The sequence below is a fragment of the Massilia sp. MP_M2 genome (genome assembly GCF_039123635.1).
In the GTDB taxonomy this organism is placed as follows: domain Bacteria; phylum Pseudomonadota; class Gammaproteobacteria; order Burkholderiales; family Burkholderiaceae_D; genus Telluria.
The window spans coordinates 363,714-380,707 of record NZ_JBCHJF010000003.1 but is presented as its reverse complement, the minus strand read 5'-3'; the positions used below and the strand labels follow the sequence as shown (position 1 = coordinate 380,707).

The 16,994-nt window shown below is 65.0% G+C and carries 13 protein-coding genes; 8 read left to right on the top strand and 5 right to left on the bottom strand.

Annotation, left to right across the window (positions count from 1 at the left end; genetic code table 11):
- Positions 1 to 80 precede the first annotated feature (80 nt).
- The 5 genes from RCH14_RS09460 (at position 81) to RCH14_RS09440 (ending at position 4,949) form a co-directional block, all read left to right on the top strand.
- Positions 81 to 1,265 (top strand): isovaleryl-CoA dehydrogenase, encoded by a 1,185-nt coding sequence (locus tag RCH14_RS09460; protein WP_343025873.1) that lies wholly within the window; start codon positions 81 to 83, stop codon positions 1,263 to 1,265.
- A 26-nt stretch (positions 1,266 to 1,291) separates the two neighbouring features.
- The gene (locus RCH14_RS09455; protein ID WP_343025872.1) at positions 1,292 to 2,491 is read left to right on the top strand and encodes an acetyl-CoA C-acyltransferase; all 1,200 of its coding nucleotides are present in this window, start codon (positions 1,292 to 1,294) and stop codon (positions 2,489 to 2,491) included.
- Positions 2,492 to 2,576: 85 nt separating this feature from the next.
- Positions 2,577 to 3,245: an SDR family oxidoreductase gene (locus RCH14_RS09450; protein WP_343025871.1), complete on the top strand. Its 669-nt coding sequence runs from the start codon at positions 2,577 to 2,579 to the stop codon at positions 3,243 to 3,245.
- 19 nt (positions 3,246 to 3,264) lie between these two features.
- The gene (locus RCH14_RS09445) at positions 3,265 to 4,392 is read left to right on the top strand and encodes an acyl-CoA dehydrogenase family protein (RefSeq protein ID WP_343025870.1); all 1,128 of its coding nucleotides are present in this window, start codon (positions 3,265 to 3,267) and stop codon (positions 4,390 to 4,392) included.
- Positions 4,389 to 4,949, top strand: a complete 561-nt coding sequence (locus RCH14_RS09440; protein WP_343025869.1) for a GNAT family N-acetyltransferase — start codon at positions 4,389 to 4,391, stop codon at positions 4,947 to 4,949. The genes RCH14_RS09445 and RCH14_RS09440 overlap by 4 nt, the downstream gene beginning before the upstream one ends.
- 75 nt (positions 4,950 to 5,024) lie before the next feature.
- Here the strand turns inward: RCH14_RS09440 and RCH14_RS09435 are convergent, their stop codons facing one another.
- The 3 genes from RCH14_RS09435 to RCH14_RS09425 all read right to left on the bottom strand — a co-directional run bounded on the left by RCH14_RS09435 (position 5,025) and on the right by RCH14_RS09425 (position 11,145).
- Positions 5,025 to 6,074: an LD-carboxypeptidase gene (locus tag RCH14_RS09435; protein ID WP_343025868.1), complete on the bottom strand. Its 1,050-nt coding sequence runs from the start codon at positions 6,072 to 6,074 to the stop codon at positions 5,025 to 5,027.
- A gap of 221 nt (positions 6,075 to 6,295) precedes the next feature.
- Positions 6,296 to 9,151 carry a TonB-dependent receptor domain-containing protein gene (locus RCH14_RS09430; RefSeq protein ID WP_343025867.1) on the bottom strand — a complete coding sequence of 952 codons (2,856 nt, stop codon included), beginning with the start codon at positions 9,149 to 9,151 and terminating at the stop codon, positions 6,296 to 6,298.
- Positions 9,152 to 9,351: 200 nt separating this feature from the next.
- Entirely contained in the window at positions 9,352 to 11,145 is a 1,794-nt protein-coding gene (locus RCH14_RS09425) for an ABC transporter substrate-binding protein (protein ID WP_343025866.1), read from the bottom strand.
- Positions 11,146 to 11,350: 205 nt separating this feature from the next.
- On the opposite strand from RCH14_RS09425, the gene RCH14_RS09420 reads away from it, so the two are divergent.
- The 3 genes from RCH14_RS09420 to RCH14_RS09410 all read left to right on the top strand — a co-directional run bounded on the left by RCH14_RS09420 (position 11,351) and on the right by RCH14_RS09410 (position 15,459).
- The gene (locus tag RCH14_RS09420) at positions 11,351 to 12,589 is read left to right on the top strand and encodes a nucleoside recognition domain-containing protein (protein WP_343025865.1); all 1,239 of its coding nucleotides are present in this window, start codon (positions 11,351 to 11,353) and stop codon (positions 12,587 to 12,589) included.
- Positions 12,590 to 12,599: 10 nt separating this feature from the next.
- The gene (gene dacB, locus RCH14_RS09415; RefSeq protein WP_343025864.1) at positions 12,600 to 14,075 is read left to right on the top strand and encodes a D-alanyl-D-alanine carboxypeptidase/D-alanyl-D-alanine-endopeptidase; all 1,476 of its coding nucleotides are present in this window, start codon (positions 12,600 to 12,602) and stop codon (positions 14,073 to 14,075) included.
- 244 nt (positions 14,076 to 14,319) lie between these two features.
- On the top strand, positions 14,320 to 15,459 hold the full coding sequence (locus RCH14_RS09410; protein WP_343025863.1) for a GGDEF domain-containing protein: 1,140 nt from the start codon (positions 14,320 to 14,322) through the stop codon (positions 15,457 to 15,459).
- A 3-nt stretch (positions 15,460 to 15,462) separates the two neighbouring features.
- On the opposite strand, the gene RCH14_RS09405 is transcribed toward RCH14_RS09410, so the two are convergent.
- Together RCH14_RS09405 and RCH14_RS09400 are read right to left on the bottom strand one after the other, a co-directional pair.
- Complete coding sequence (locus tag RCH14_RS09405; protein ID WP_343025862.1) at positions 15,463 to 16,074, bottom strand: M15 family metallopeptidase; 612 nt, start codon at positions 16,072 to 16,074, stop codon at positions 15,463 to 15,465.
- Between the two features lie 15 nt (positions 16,075 to 16,089).
- The gene (locus RCH14_RS09400; RefSeq protein WP_343025861.1) at positions 16,090 to 16,989 is read right to left on the bottom strand and encodes a LysR substrate-binding domain-containing protein; all 900 of its coding nucleotides are present in this window, start codon (positions 16,987 to 16,989) and stop codon (positions 16,090 to 16,092) included.
- Positions 16,990 to 16,994 lie beyond the last annotated feature (5 nt).

Genomic DNA, 16,994 nt, shown 5'->3' with positions numbered 1-16,994 from the left:
TTTACGTTAACGTAACACGCGAGTATGATTGACGCGCACCCTTTCTTAATTTTCCACCCACTGTTCACCGCGAGGACGACATGCTGCACCTTCCAGGCCTGACTTTTGACCATGGCGACGACATCGCCGCGCTGCGCGAAGCCGTCCAGCACTTCGCCGCCAGCGAAATCGCACCGCGCGCTGCCGAGATCGACCGCAGCGACCAGTTCCCGATGGATTTGTGGAAAAAGATGGGCGAGCTTGGCCTGCTGGGCATCACGGTAAGCGAGGAATACGGCGGCGCGAACATGGGCTACCTGGCCCACATCGTGGCGATGGAAGAAATCTCGCGCGCTTCGGCCTCGGTCGGCCTGTCGTACGGCGCCCACTCGAACCTGTGCGTGAACCAGATCAAGCGCAACGGCACCGAAGCGCAAAAGCAGCGCTACCTGCCCAAGCTGATCTCGGGCGAGCACATCGGTGCGCTGGCCATGTCCGAGCCAAACGCTGGCTCGGACGTGGTCAGCATGCGCCTGCGCGCCGAGCTCAAGGGCGACCGCTACGTGCTGAACGGCACCAAGATGTGGATCACCAACGGCCCCGATGCCGACACGCTGGTCGTCTACGCCAAGACCGACCCCGAGGCGGGCGCGCGCGGCATGACCGCCTTCCTGATCGAAAAAGGTTTTAAAGGGTTCTCGATCGCGCAAAAGCTCGACAAGCTCGGCATGCGCGGTTCGCACACGGGCGAACTGGTGTTCCAGGATTGCGAAGTGCCGCTCGAGAACGTGCTGGGCGGCCTCGGCAAGGGCGTCAATGTCCTGATGTCGGGCCTGGACTTCGAGCGCAGCGTGCTCTCGGGCGGGCCGCTGGGCATCATGTCGGCCTGCATGGACGTGGTGGTGCCGTACATCCACGACCGCAAGCAGTTCGGCCAGGCCATTGGCGAGTTCCAGCTCATGCAGGGCAAGATCGCCGACATGTACTCGACCATGATGGCGTGCCGCGCTTACGTGTATGCGGTCGGCCAGGCGTGCGACCGCGCCACGGGGCCGGAGCAGATCCGCGCCCTGCGCAAGGACGCCGCCGGCGCCATCCTGTACAGCGCCGAAAAAGCCACGTGGATGGCTGGCGAAGCGATCCAGACGCTGGGTGGCAATGGCTACATCAATGAATACCCGGTCGGGCGCCTGTGGCGTGACGCCAAGCTGTACGAAATCGGCGCCGGTACCAGCGAAATCCGCCGCATGCTGATCGGCCGCGAGCTGTTCGGCGAGACCATGTAATCCTTTCAGATTCGGAGACCCATACCATGAACGATCCAGTCGTTATCGTCGGCGCCGCGCGCACCCCGATGGGCGCCTTCCAGGGCGATTTTTCCAGCAAGAGCGCAAGTGACCTGGGCGCGGTCGCGATCCAGGCCGCCGTGCAGCGCGCGGGCGTGGATCCTGCGGCCGTCGAACACGTCTACTTCGGCAACTGCCTGATGGCCGGCCAGGGCCAGGCCCCGGCGCGCCAGGCGCTGATCAAGGCCGGCCTGCCGATGTCCACCGGCGCCGTGACGCTCTCCAAGATGTGCGGCTCGGCGATGCAGGCGGCCATCTTCGCGCACGACCAGCTGGTGGCCGGCAGCGCCGACGTCGTCGTTGCCGGCGGCATGGAATCGATGACCGGTGCGCCCTACCTGATCCCGAAGGCGCGCGGCGGCTACCGCATCGGCCACGCACCGATGTTCGACCACATGATGCTCGACGGCCTCGAAGACGCCTACTCGCGCAACGAAAAAACCGGCGAAGGCCGCTCGATGGGCACCTTCGCCGAAGAGTGCGTGGCCAGCTACGGCTTCACGCGCGAAGAGCAGGATGCGTTCGCGATTGCCTCGGTCAAGCGCGCGCAGGCCGCCGCGACCAGCGGCGGCTTCGATTGGGAAATCGCGCCTGTCAGCGTGACCAGCCGCGCCGGCGAGACCGTCATCGACAAGGACGAAGGCCCGCTCAAGGCCAGGATCGACAAGATCCCGTCATTGAAGCCCGCCTTCAAGAAAGATGGCACCGTCACTGCCGCCTCGTCGTCGTCGATCAACGACGGCGCCGCCGCCCTCGTGATGATGCGCGAATCGACCGCAAAAACACTCGGCCTGACGCCGATTGCGCGCGTGCTCGGTCACGCCACCCATGCGCAAGAGCCGAACCTGTTTACCACCGCCCCGATCGGCGCGATGCAGAAGCTGTTCAAGAAAACCGGCTGGACTGCGGGCGACGTCGACCTGTACGAAATCAACGAAGCCTTCGCTGCGGTGCCGATGGCGGCGATGCGCGACCTGGACATCCCGCACGAGAAGGTCAATGTGCACGGCGGCGCCTGCGCACTGGGCCACCCGATCGGCGCCTCCGGCGCGCGCATCGTCGTCACGCTGCTCGGCGCGCTCAAGCGCACGGGTGGCAAGCGCGGTGTGGCGGCGCTGTGCATCGGCGGCGGCGAGGCCACGGCAATGGCAATCGAGCTGGTATAAGCCCGCCCGCGATGCGCTGCAACGATGAACAAAGCATGCGACTATTGAAGGTCTTGAATATTCAACCCTTCACAAGGAATGCAGCATGCCCACCGCATTGATCGTCGGCGCCTCGCGCGGCATTGGCCATGAACTGGCTGCCCAATATCGCCAGGATGGCTGGCGCGTCATCGCCACCGCACGCAAGCAGGAAGACTGCGCTGGCCTCGTCGCACTGGGCGCCGAAGCGCACCAGCTCGACGTGCTCGATGCCGCATCGATCGCCGCGCTGGCCTGGCGCCTGGACGACGAAAAGATCGACAGCGCCTGGCTGGTGGCCGGCGTGTATGGCCCGGGTAAAGGAAGTTTTCCGACCGGCCCCGATTTCGACGCCGTCATGCACACCAATGTGCTCGCGGCGATGCGCCTGATCCCGGTGGTCGCGCCCCTGCTGGTCGATGCGAAAGGCAAGCTGGCCGTGCTCTCGTCGCGCATGGGCTCCATCGGCGAGCGCTCGGGCAGCAACGGCACGCTGTACCGCGCCAGCAAGGCCGCGCTCAACTCGGTGCTCAAGGATGCCTCGATCACCTACGGCGCGCAAGGCGTGACCTGCATCGCCTTCCATCCGGGCTGGGTCCAGACCGACATGGGCGGCAGCGGCGCGGCGCTCACCGTGCACGACAGCGTGCGCGATCTGCGCGCCACGCTGGCCAGGGTGGACGCGGGCGCCAACGGCAGTTTCCTGAACCACGACGGCGAGCCGATCGCCTGGTAACACACGATAACGAGACCCCATGATCCTGTCCGACGAACACCAGATGATCCGCGACGCCCTGCGCAGCTTTGCCCAGGAGCGCCTGGCCCCCAACGCTGCGCGCTGGGACCGTGACCACCACTTCCCGCGCGAAGAACTGGACGAACTGGCGGCGCTGGGCGCCTTCGGCGTGGCGGTGCCGGAACAATACGGCGGCGCCGGCCTGGATTATGTGGCGCTCGCGCTGGTACTTGAAGAAATCGCCGCCGGTGATGGCGGCGTCTCCACCATCATCTCGGTCAACAACTGCCCGGTGTGCAGCATCGCGATGATGTACGCGAGCGAAGCGCAGAAACAGCAGTGGCTGCGGCCCCTGGCGCAGGGCGAGCTGCTGGGCGCGTTCGCGCTGACCGAGCCGCACACCGGCAGCGATGCCGCGGCGCTGCGCACGACCGCCGTGCGCGATGGCGAGCATTACGTCATCAACGGCACCAAGCAATTCATCACCAGCGGCAAATACGGCGATGTGGCGATCGTCATGGCCGTCACCGACAAGGCGGCCGGCAAGAGGGGCATCAGCGCGTTCTGGGTGCCGACCAACACGCCCGGCTACATCGTGGCCGGCGTCGAACACAAGATGGGCCAGCACTCGTCGGACACGGCGCAGATCGTGTTCGACAATTGCCGCATCCCGCTGGAGAACCTGATCGGCGAAGAAGGCATGGGCTACAAGATCGCGCTGTCGGGCCTGGAGGGTGGCCGCATCGGCATCGCCTCGCAGGCGGTCGGCATGGCGCGCGCCGCGTATGAGGCGGCGCTGGCGTACGCGAAAGACCGCGAAAGCTTTGGTAAACCAATCTTCGAGCACCAGGCGGTGCAGTTCCGCCTGGCCGAGATGGCGATGAAGATCGAGGCCGCGCGCCAGCTGATCCTGCATGCGGCGTCGATGAAGGATGCCGGCCTGCCCTGCCTGAAAGAAGCCGCGATGGCCAAGCTGTTCGCGTCCGAAATGGCCGAGCGCGTGGTGTCCGATGCGATGCAGGTGTTTGGCGGCTACGGTTACGTGGCCGACTTCCCGGTCGAGCGCATCTACCGCGATGTGCGCGTGTGCCAGATCTACGAAGGCACCAGCGACATCCAGAAGATCCTGATCGCCCGCGCATTGTGACCGCCCAGTTGATCCTGCAGGCGTTGGTGCCGGAACAGCTGCCGCAGCTGTTCATGTACCTGGACGAGCACCTGCAGGAAAACGGCCGCGGCGCCGTGCCGCTGTTTCAGCCGGCCTCGCGCGCGCAGTCACGCCTTCCGCCCGACAAGGCGGCGTCGTTTGCCGCCAGCTTTACCGTGCCGTTCGGCCAGCCACGCTGGCGCCGCATGTGGCTTGCGCTCGATGCCCGGGGCGCGATCGCCGGCCATGTCGACCTGCGCGCGCGGCCCGAAATCACCGCCGGGCACCGCGCGCTGCTGGGCATGGGCGTGCACCGCGACCACCGCCAAGCGGGACTGGGCCGCCAGCTGGTCGAGCACGCGCTGGCGTGGGCCAGCGCTACGCCGCCACTCGAATGGGTCGACCTGGATGTCCTGTCGGGCAACCTGGCGGCGCGCCGGCTCTACGAGCGCACCGGGTTCGTCGTCACCGGCGAGGTGCACGACCTGTACCGGATCGATGGCGAGTCGCACGGCTCGGTGACGATGAGCCGGCGCCTTACGCCATATCCGAGGTAGGGTGGGCGGGTTTCCCGCCCACGCGTTCAACCCACCTGTCACAAGCCCGCGCTAAACAGCACCACCAGAAAATTCTCAGGACACTGCCGCTTCCAGCAGCGTGATCGTCTCCGCCCGCGTATCGAGCCTCGCGCGCACGCCGATGGGCAGCGTGCACTGGTTGCGGATATGCCCGATCGAATAGCCGCTCACTGCTGGAATGACCAGCGGATGCAGGTGCAGCGCCAGCGTGCGCTCGAGCGTCAGCGACACGTCCTCGTGTTCCGGCCCGCAGTTCTGGCAAATCCCCACGACGACCGCCGCCGCGTTCGCAAAGCCAGCGGCCAGGTCCAGTTGCATCATCCAGCGATCGATCCGGTACGGCGCCTCGTTGACGTCTTCCAGGAACAGGATGCTGTTCTCGATATCGGCCGCATATGGCGTGCCGGCCAGCGCCGCGACCATCGACAGGTTGCCGCCCATGAGCGGCCCCGTCGCCACGCCGTGCGTGAAGGTATGGATGCCGAAGTGGGGCTCCTGCGCGGCGCGTTCGGCGTTCTCAAGCGACATCGGAATCGTGTAGCGCGCCTGCGGCTCGGTGAGCACTGCCATCATGTGCTGCGTCGCATAGTCGGTCAGCGTCGACGAGGCCACCGGCCCATGGAACGTCACGAGACCCGTCTGCTTGACGATCGCCAGGTGCAGCGCCGTGATGTCGGAATACCCGATCAGCACTTTCGGATTACGGCGAATCAGCGCGTAATCCAGCCCGGACAATAACGAGATGCAGCCCGAGCCACCGCGGATCGGCCAGATCGCCTTGACCTCGGGATCGGCAAACATCGCGTGCAGGTCGGCCAGGCGCTGCTGGCTCGATCCCGCGTAATTGCCAAACACCTCGCGCAGATAGGCGCCAGGCTTGACCCTGAAACCCAGCGCTTCGATATTGCGCACGGCCTTCTCGATCGCGCCATCGTTCGTGTAGCCGCCCGGCGCGATCAGGCCAACGACGTCGCCCTGGCGCAGGCGTGGGGGTTTGATCAGCTTGTGCATCGAACGGGAAGGCAGGCGCGCAGCGGCAGCGCCGGACGCGATGGTGGACATGGCGGCGGCGATGGCGCCAAAACTGCGGCGGTTGATCTTCATGCGCGGTAGGCAATCCTGAATGAAAAAGGCCCGGGCACAGCCGGGGTCAGGTCTGACATTCAGACACGACCTCAGCATTAGCCACTTCCAATGGTGTCTTGCCCAGGATCAGCATGGCCCGGCGCCAGCTAGTTCCGACTACACGACTGTCGAGATCGTGTCCGAATGTCAGACCTGACCCCCGCTTTTTCTACGCGGCCCGGGCCGTCATTGCAGGGCGATCAGAAGAACTTGTAGGTCGCCATCATCGTGAACGAACGGCCACGCGGATCGGCCACACGTGGCTCCCAGCTGCTGCCGGCGCCGGTGTTGCTGTCGTAGGTAATCGCGAACGGTGGATCTTCATCCAGGATGTTCTTGATGCCGGCGGTGAGCGTCAGGTTCTTGAAGCCCGTGTAGTTCGCGGTCAGGTGGAAGATCGAGTAGTCGTCCACTTTGCTGTTGTACTCGGACGGCTTGATGCGGCCGCTGGCCACGCCCGGCAGCACCTGGTCGGTGTAACCGGAGCGGAAGATATTCTGCAGCATGCCGCTCCAGTTGCCGTACTTGTATGTCACGTAGGCGCTGTGCTTCCACTTCAGGCCCAGGTCACCGGTGAACAGGAAGCGGCCGATTTCGCTCTCGCCGAATGCGGCGTTCTTCGTGGCGCGCGACTTCTTCTCGAGCAGGCGCGAACCGTCGATGCCGATGCCCCAGATCGAACCGGTGCTGAACTTGCCGGTCATGCGGGCGCCGACTTCGAGGCCGCGCGTGATGCGCTCGCCGGCATTCAGCCAGCGCTGGTCGACGAACGCCAGGTTGCCGGCGGCGTCACGAATGAACTGGTCCTGGAACAGGTTGTAGTTCGCGACCATGGTCGCGAGGTTGAACGAGTCGATCGTGTTTTCCTTGCGGATTTCCCACAGGTCGGCATTGGCCGAGAAGCCGCCGGCCGGCTCGAACACCACGCCCAGGCTGGCCTGCTTGGCGGTCTCTGGCCCCAGCGTCGGCTTGCCGCCGGTGAGCGTGACCGGATTGACCGCCTGGCAGCCTGCCACTGTCGTGTCAACGCGGCCGCTCGGGCAAGTGGCCGGGTCAGCAAAGTCCTTGCCGGCGTACGCGGTCTCGGTCACGCCGTTGAATAGCTGATTGAATGACGGCGCGCGGAAGCCCTCGTTGTACGAGCCGCGGAACATCAGTTGCGGGATCGGCTGGTAGCGGAACGAGACCTTCGGATTGGTCGTCGCGCCAAAGCCCGTGTAATCGTCGCGGCGGATGGCGAAGGTCAGTTCCAGCGCCTGCGTGACCGGCACCAGCATCTCGGCATACACGGCCTTGATGTCGCGGCTGACCTTGGCCAGCGCATTGACGTCATCGAATGGCGCGTTCAGGATCGCCGGGCGCGCACTGGCGGCGCGCAGGTCGCCATTGAACTTGTATTCTTCGCGGCGCAGGTCGGTACCCAGCGCCATCATCACGGCGCCGGCCGGCAGCTTGAAGATTTCGCCCGACAGCGCAGCGTCGAACTGGGTCAGCGTCGTTTTACCGCCGTACATCACGACGCCTGCGGCCGAGGTGGCGCGGATCGCGTCGATCGCGGCCTGGCTCTGGGTCTGGCCCGGCAGCAGGAACGGGTTGACGATGCCCGAGCCGAGCACGCGGCCCAGCGCCGCCGTGTAGTTGTAGCCGGTGCCCAGCAGCGATTCGGATTCACTGTAGGCACGCGACAGGCCGACGCGGTAATCGTAGCGGTTGCCGAACAGGGTCAGCGGACCATCGGCGCCCACCAGCAGGCGGCCGGCCTTGGATTCGGTGGTGATTTCGCGGTTGCCGCACTCCATGCAGCGCCAGCGGTAGGCGATCGGCAAGCCGTAGTTGCCCGAAATGCCGGGGAAGGTCTTGACCAGCGCGTTGTAGACATCGTTGTAGGCAGCGCCCGTGCTCGGGTAGAACGAGCTCGCGCCGAAGGTCGATGCGGATGGCGAAATCTGGTTCGGCGAGAAGCGCTTGGAGACTTCGACACGCGAGGCCACGCCTTCGGCAAACAGCTCGTGCTCGCCGATGCGGAAGGTGGCGCGGCCCAGCGCATTGGTGTTCTTGACCGGCTGCTGCAGCACGGCGGCACGGCCCGTATCCCAGGCGCAGCCATAGGCGGCGCCCGGCGTGTCCCACAGCTTTTCGTCGTACGCGCCCATGCCGTCGATGCTGTTGCACCCGGCGCCGCCTGGCAGGTCGAGCAGGCTGATGCCGTTGTAGGCAACGCTGCTGCCCGGCAGGGTCGGGCCGGTGCCGGTGCGCGAAAGCAGCGTTGGCGCCAGCGTCGTGGCGAAGATATTGCCGCTCGGCGTACCGCGCGTGTCCACCGACACGCCGCGGTTCGGCTGGAAGGTGTTGACGAAATCACGCTGGTTGCCGCGCAGCGCCTTGTTTTCGCTGTGGGACAGCGTCGCCAGCACGTTCCAGCCCTGGGTATCGAGGTCGCCCCAGCCGCCGGTGAGGCTGGCGCGGCCGATTTCGCCGCCGCTCGCCTCGGCCACATCGGTGAAGGCTTGCGCTTCCAGGCCCTTGTAGTTCTTGCGCAGGATGAAGTTGATCACGCCGCCGATGGCGTCGGTGCCATACACGGCCGAGGCGCCATCCTTGAGCACTTCGACGCGCTCCACCGCCGCCATCGGAATCGAATTGAGGTCGACCGCCGAACCCTTCATGCCGTGCGTTGCGACGCGCCGGCCATTGAGCAGCACCAGCGTCGAATCGGAGCCCTGGCCGCGCAGGTTGGCGCTGGAGGCGCCGTTGTTGCCGCGCTGGGCACCCGAGGTCACATCGGCGTTCGAGGCCAGGTTGTCCGAGCCATTGCCATTAATGTTCAGCGTGGCGATGAGTTGCTCGGCCGTGACGATGCCCTGGTCTTCGATCTGCTTGCGCGAAATGATTTCAACCGGCAGCGCGCCCTCCTTGGCGATACGCTTGATGCTCGAGCCGGTGATTTCCACCCGCTGCATCGACGTGTCGGTTTGCGCTTGCGCCACGAGCGGCATGGCAGCAGGGGCAACCGCCCCCATCAAGGCGATCAGCTGGGCCAGTTTCTTCAATTTCACGATGTTTCTCCTTGCGTTCCAGGGCGGTCTTCGGCTGGCGCTGCGTTGCACCAGCCTGTGTGTCGCATGCCAAATTGATTCTTGGCATTACGTTATGTTTTCAATTCAGAGTACGCTCACAATTTTGTGACAAGCCAATGAATTATCCGGAGGGGAGTATAACCAGCGGGAATATTTTCTTGCGGAAAAACTAACGGAATCTATCGCTTGCCCCTGACCGAGCGTGCCCTTTGCGCAACATCGATATCGAGGTAACGCCAGTTCGTGAATTCAACGGGATGGCGTTTGTAGTTTTTCAACCACGGATGCCGCAGATCGCCCGATAAAACATGGGTCAACGGCACCCACGGGTTGTACGCATGGAGCAGCTGGTTCATCTCAACATAGAGTCTGTTTCGCTCTGCACCATCCTGTAGCAAGCGTGCTTTTTCATAGCGCACATTGTATTGAGGCAGGTTGAAGCGCGCGTAGTTGGCGCGGCCCGCATTTGGGCCGTACAAGAGCTGATAAAAGTTGTCGCCGTCGGGGAAATCGGCGATCCAGTTACTCTCGAACATCTGCACCGTTCCGAGGCGCGAGGCCTTGATGATCTCGGTTTTCTTGTCCGACTTGAACACGACGCGCACACCGATGGCATTCAGGCATTTTCGCCACAGTTCGTCACGCAGGCGCCCACCCACGGTCGCTTCGCTGTGCATCGTCAAGGTCAGGGGCTTGCCATCGGGCGCGCGCCGAAAGCCGTCCGGGTCGCGCCCGTCGTAGCCATGGCGGTCGAGCAAGGCATTGGCCAGCGCCGGGTTGTACGGCACCGGACTGCGGTAGCGCGGATCGTAACCGCGCACATTCGGCGGCAGCGGCGACTCGGCCTTCATCGCAAACCCTTTCTTCAGTAGCGCAATGTCTTCGGCGCTGTTGTACGACAGCGAGATCGCGCGCCGCAGCGCAATCCGGTCCTGGCTGTAGCCGCCCACGACCGGGTCGGTCATGTTCATCCACATATAGTAGGTCTGCAATACGGGAAAACGCGACAGCACGATGCCGCGCGCGGCCAGCTCGGGCTTCAGGGCGCCGTCGTGCACGACCATCTCGGTCATCGATTCGGGGATCTGTTCCAGATAGTCGTAATCGGCATTCAGAAAGCCCAGCATGCGGCCCTGGAATTCCTCGGCGATGCGCACCTCGACCCGGTCCACGCGCGGCAGGCGCTTGCCATTCAGTGCGGCGGCGATCGCCCGGTCTTGCGGGTCGGCGCCGGGCGTGGCCGCGAACACGGCGGTGGAATCCGGATTGGCCAGCAGCACGATACGGTCGCTGCGCTTCCACTGCCCCAGCATGAACGGGCCGGTACCGATCGGGTGATTGCCCGCCTGGCCCGGATACGCTTCGATGACTTCACGCGCCACCACGCTGCTGGCTGCCGTCGCCAGATAGAACAGAAAATTGTTGTCGGGCGCGGCCAGCCTGATGCGCAGCGTGTAGCGATCCAGCGCCTGCAGGCCGGCCACCGGCACGTCCGGACCAAAGCGTGCGCGCAGCGCGGCGTCGCCCGCGATCTTGCTTTCGAACATATAGGCCCAGGGCGACTTGAGCGCCGGGTCGTACAGGCGCTTGAGGCTGTAGACATAGTCGGCGGCCGTGACCTCGCGCTTGCGGCCCTTGAAGGCGGGGTCGGGCGTGAAATGGATGCCGGGACGGATGCGGAAGGTGTAGGTCAGGCCATCGCTGCTGACGGTCGGCATGGCCGTGGCCGTGTTGGGGCGCAGCGTGGCCGGGCGCGCCAGATAGTCGTAGCGCAGCAGCGGGTCGAACAGGTTTTCCAGCAGCGACAGCGTGGCGTTGTCGGACGCCACCGCCGGGTCGAGTCCCGTCTCGCTGGTGGACAGGAACATGTGCAAGACCTTGTCTTGCGTCTGCGTCTGCGCCTGCACGCTGGAATACGGCACGAGCAGGAACGACAGTGACAGCAGCGCAGCAGCGGCGGAGCGAAATTTCATGACGGCAGATCCTTTGGGGCATCCCAGACAGCGTGCCGTATCATAGGCGCGCCGCGCTGTCGGAAGCAACGCTCATAACTTTTGCGCATGGCGCGGCTGCATTCTTTCATCTACGCGGCTTGCCCTTGGCCCGTGGGCGCTGCACAATCGTCCGAACCCGGCGGCAACGCACCGATCTGCACCTCTCAGCAATTACTGGTTATCGATGGCACTCAATTACATCTGGACAGGCTTCTTCCTCGTCGGCTTTCTCGCAGCAATGGCGCAGTGGCTGTTCCTTGGCGACACCGAAATCTTCAAGCGCATCATCGACGGCACCTTCGACTCGGCCAAGATGGCCGTGATGGACATCGCCCTGCCGCTGGCCGGCGTGATGACGTTCTGGCTCGGGATCATGAATGTCGGCGAAAAGGCTGGCGCCATCAACCTGTTCGCGCGCGTGATCGGCCCGTTCTTCTCGCGCATCTTCCCCGGCGTGCCGCGCAACCACCCGGCCAACGGCCACATGGTGATGAACTTCTCGGCCAATATGCTGGGCCTCGATAACGCCGCCACGCCGTTTGGCCTGAAGGCCATGGAAAGCCTGCAGTCGCTCAATCCGAACAAGGATGAAGCGACCGACGCCCAGCTGATGTTTTTGGTGATCCAGACCTCGGGCCTGACCATCATTCCGCTGGCCGTCATGGCCCAGCGCGCGGTACTGGGCGCGGCCAACCCGGCCGACATCTTCATCCCGACCCTGATCGCGACCTACACCGCCACCATCTTCAGCATCATCATGGTGGGCCTGCGCCAGCGCATCAACCTGCTCGACCCGGTGATCTTCGCCTGGATCGGCGGCACGGCGGCGCTGATCGCGTCGATGGTCTTCTCCTTCACGTACTTCCTCGACAAGACGCAGATCCAGCTGGTGTCGACGGTCGCCGCCAACCTGGTGCTGTTCGGCGTCATCGCCGCCTTCATGACCGGGGCGCTACGCAAGAAGGTCAATGTGTTCGAAGCCTTCATCGAAGGCGCGAAGGGTGGCGTCGAAACGTCGATCAAGATCATCCCCTACCTGGTCGGCATGATCGTGGCGATCAGCGTGGTGCGCAACTCGGGCATCCTGGGCATGGTCACGAGCGGCTTCGCGTGGGTCTTTTCCGCGCTGGGCATGCAGACCGATTTCGTCGGCGCGCTGCCGACCGCGCTCATGAAGTCGCTCTCGGGCAGCGGCGCGCGCGCCATGATGATCGATGCGATCAACACGTATGGCGTGGACTCGTTCGTTGGCCGCCTGGCCAGCATCATGCAGGGCGCATCGGACACCACGTTCTACATCATCGCGCTGTATTTCGGCTCGGTCGGCATCCGCAAGACGCGCTATGCGGTCAGCTATGGCCTGCTGGCCGACCTGGTCGGCATCATCGCCGCGATCTTCGTGGCCTATCTCTTCTTCGGTTAAGGATCCACGCATGTTCAAACGCGCCACCTTCGTCCTGTCGCTGCTGTGCGCCACGTCGCTCGCCCAGGCCCAGCTACCGGCGCCGGTGGCGCAGCTGATGCAGCAAGGCGGCATCGCACCCAACGAAGTGGGTCTGCTGGTGCTGCGTGGGGACGCGGCCGTGCTGTCGCACCAGGCGATGCTGCCGATGCAGCCGGCGTCGACGATCAAGCTGGTGACGACGCTGATCGGCCTCGAACGGCTTGGCCCCACGTTCCGCGGCCGCACCGAGCTGCGCACGCTCGGTGACATCAAGGACGGCGTGCTGCGCGGCAGCCTGTACGTCAAGGGCGGCGCCGACGCCGACCTGGCCGGCGAGCATCTCGAGGCCATGCTGCGCGCTCTGCGCTACCAGGGCATCGAGCGCATCGAGGGCGACCTGGTGCTCGATCGCAGCCTGTTCCAGCCGGCGCGGCTGGACGTCGGCCTGCCGCCGTTCGACGAGTCGCCCGACGCGTATTACAACGTGATTCCCGACGCCCTCCTCCTCAACAAGAACATGCTGCAGCTCGACATGCGCGCGACCGGATCGACACTCCAACTGCGCATGTACCCGGAACTCGAACGCGTCTCGGTCACGTCGGCGATGACGCTGGTCGAGCGCGATTGCGCGAAGTGGGAAGACGGCTGGCAGCTGCCCGAGACGCGGCGCGCGCCCGATGGCCGCATCGAGGTGGTCTTGCGCGGCACCTTCCCGAAAAACTGCAACCGCAGCTACAGCATCAATGTGCTCGACCGCGACGATTACGTGGGCCGCTTCGTGCGCCGCGCCTGGACCGATCTTGGCGGCACGCTCAGTGGCCGCACGATCACCGGCCCCACGCCGCTCGACGCACGCGTGCTGGCCGCGCACGCCGCGCGCGCCTTGCCGGAGCTGGTCCGCGACATCAACAAGACGTCCGACAACACGCTGGCGCGCCTGCTGTTCCTGAGCCTGGGCAGCCTGCAGGGCGATCCGGTCGATGGCAGCCTGGCGCTGCCAGGCGGCGAGGTCACCACCTTCGCACGCGCCGACAGCGCGGTGCGCGACTGGCTGCGCGCTCAGCGCATCGACGACACCGGGTTCGTGATCGACAACGGCTCGGGCCTGTCGCGCGTGGAACGCATCAGCGCGCAGCAGATGGGCAGCCTGCTGCGCGCCGGCTTGACCAGCCCATGGGCGCCCGAATTCCAGGCCAGCCTGCCGATCGGCGCGGTCGATGGCACGATGCGCCGGCGCCTGGCCGGCACGCCGGCCGCCGGGCGCGCGCGCCTGAAAACCGGCACGCTGCGCAATGTCACGGCAGTGGCCGGCTACGTGCCGGATGCAAATGGCAACCTGTGCGTGGTGGTGGCGATGGTCAACAGCGAACGCGCTGGGGACGGACGCGGCCGCGCAGTGCTTGATGCGCTGGTCGACTGGGTGGCGCGCTCGGGAACGACACAGGCAGCCACCGCACTGCCTTGACGAGCACTGGCCAATTGTCACGCGATTGAATTGGGTTATCTTGCAAAAATAATAAAATAATTAATGAACTGATACATTCTGTTAGTTTCGAGTAAGAAAACCTTGCCACAATAGTCATTTATCCGATACCGCGCCGGTGATCGGTCCGGCCGGCGCCGACGCCGGATCTTTTCGTCCTGTCCGACTATCGCCGACCACTGAATCGTGTGTCGCAGGCATCATCACCTGGCGCACTGTTCATCGCATGCATATCCATTACCTGACCGGCGAATTCGCGCGCAGCACCAGCGAAATTGCGTTCCTTTCCAGCCAGATGGACCGTACACGTGCCATGCTCGGCTTCACACTGGTGTTCTGCGTCTTCTTTTTCCTGTGCTTTTTTGTGACGGATGTCGCGGTGCTGGGCATGACTGCAGCACTGCGCGACACCCTGCCGGCACGCCTGCTGGTCACGGCCATCGCGGGCACCTGGGCCTGGCTGGCCTATCGCCGTCCGCTGTCGATCCGGGCCATGCGCCTGGCAGCGTCGCTGTCCGAAGGCATCGCACTGTGCTGCTTCATGGTGGTGGCGATGGCGCGGCCGCATGAAGTGCACTGGCATGCCATGTCGATGCTGATCATGCTGGTGGTGATCTACCTGTATATCCCGAACCGCCTGGTATATGCGACCGCGCTCGGCACCGGTGCCACGGTGGTGTTTCTGGTGCTGGTCACGTTCATGCTGCCGTCAAGGCCAGTGTCCGACCTGGTCACGATGGGCATGCTGCTGGTGCTGATCAACACATTCGGCATCCTGGCGGCGCGCCGCTACAACTGCGTGGCGCGCGAACAGTTCCGGCTGCAGATGACACTCAAGCAGCTGGCCCAACGCGACCAGCTCACGGGCTGCTACAACCGCCACTACCTGCACGATCATCTGCTGGAACATGAACTGGAACGCGCCCGCCATCACAAGCATCCGGTCTCGGTCATCGTGTGCGACATCGATCACTTCAAGCGCATCAACGACACCTTCGGCCACCACGAGGGCGATGCGGTGATCCGCACCTTTGCCAACCTGCTGCACGGGATGGTGCGCGACGGCGTCGATGCCGTGGTGCGCTACGGCGGCGAGGAATTCCTGCTGGTCTTGCCCGGCACCGACCTGGCGCAAGGGGCACGCCTGGCCGAGGACCTGCGCGCGGCGTTCGCGGCCAACAGGGTCGCGCCGGATGTCGATGGCCCCGGGTTGCAGACCAGCGCCAGCTTCGGCCTGGCCATGTTCGATTTCGCCCGCGACGACGGGCGCATCACGCTGCCCGACCTGATCCTGGCGGCCGACAAGCTGCTGTACGCGGCCAAGCACAATGGCCGCAACCGGGTCGAAGCGATCGCGATGAATTGATGGCTACAGCACACGGCGGAACGTGCGCCGCACCAGGTCGCGGTCGCCGCAATCGAAGTGCCACCATTCGGTCCTGATGCCCAGAAAGCCCGCTGCCAGCATCGCCTCGCGCAGCAGGCGCCGGTTGGCCACCTGCGCTTGATTCAGGCTGCCGGCCCGCAGGAACCCTTCTTCAAGCGCCGGGTGCGACAATTCCGTCATGTCGTCAAAGCCGGTGCCCATGTCCAGCTCGTGGCCAGCCGCATCGACCAGGGTGAGGTCCAGCGCCATGCCGTACGAGTGGATCGAGCCGCGCGCCGGGTCGGCCAGGTACAGACGCAGGTCGGTGCCCTCGAGCGCATCCCACAATTGCTGCTGGACGCGCTGCGGCCGCAGCGCATCGAGCACCAGCACCGTCAGGTCGGGCCGGCGCCCGGCGAGCCAGGCCACCACGCGTTCGAGCGCCTCGGCCGCCTGCACATGCAGCCAGGCGCAGTCGAACGGCGAATACAGATCGCGCCCGACGAAGTTGTTGACGGTGGCATAGCGCAGGTCGACCCGGATGCCGGCAATGCTGTCCAGGTGCCGGAATGCCGGGCTGGCGGCAATGTCTTCGCTGGCGAGGAACGCGTGCATGATGCTGAAACAATCCTAGGCTGGTTCGAGACAGGCGCGCGCGGTCGCGCCGATGCAGTTGGCCAGCTCGCGCGCGCCATGCGACAGCGGCGAGTGGCTGGCCGTGAGCAGATACAGATGCACCGCAATCGAGGGCGACCACTGGCGGCACTGCACCTGGTTCGCCGCCGCCGATGCGGCCGTGAAAGGATCGACGACCGCGGTGCCGGCGCCGGCTTCGACCAGCGAACGGGCGATCTGGTACGTTTGCACGACGGTGCGAAACACCGGTTGCACGCCCTGCGCTTCGCAGGCGGCCATCACCATCTCGCCCAGCGGATCGCTGTCGGCCATGCCGATCAGTTCACCCGTCAAGCCGTCGGCCGCAATCGGCGTGCGGCATTCGGCCTCGCTCCAGGTGCCGCGCGGCGCCATCACCGTCAGCAAGCCTTGCGCAATCGGCTCGGCGACGATGCCGGGATGGCGCGGGTCCTGCAGCGACAGGCCCACATCGGCTTCGCCCAGGCGCAGTGCATTGACGATTTCGCTCGTGTGGTGCGTGGCCAGCTCGCAGCGCGTTTCGGGAAAGGCGCGACGCCAGGCGGTCATCCCGGCCGGCAGCACGCTCACCGCAATGGTCGGCGTGGACACCAGGCGCACGGTTTCCACCGCATGGCCCTTCAGGCTCGCGGCCAGGCGGCGGATGCCCTGCAGGTCGCGATGGAGCTTTTCGGTTTCGACGAACAGGCGGTGCGCTTCCGGCTTGGGATACAGCTTGCCGCGCACGCGCTCGAACAGCGGCATGCCCAGTTGCAGCTCGGCGTGCTGCAGCACCTTGGTCACGGCCGGCTGCGAGATATGCAGCACCTGCGCGGCGCCACTGATGGTGCCGACCTGCATGATGGCGTGGAATACTTCGATATGGCGCAGACGCATTGCTT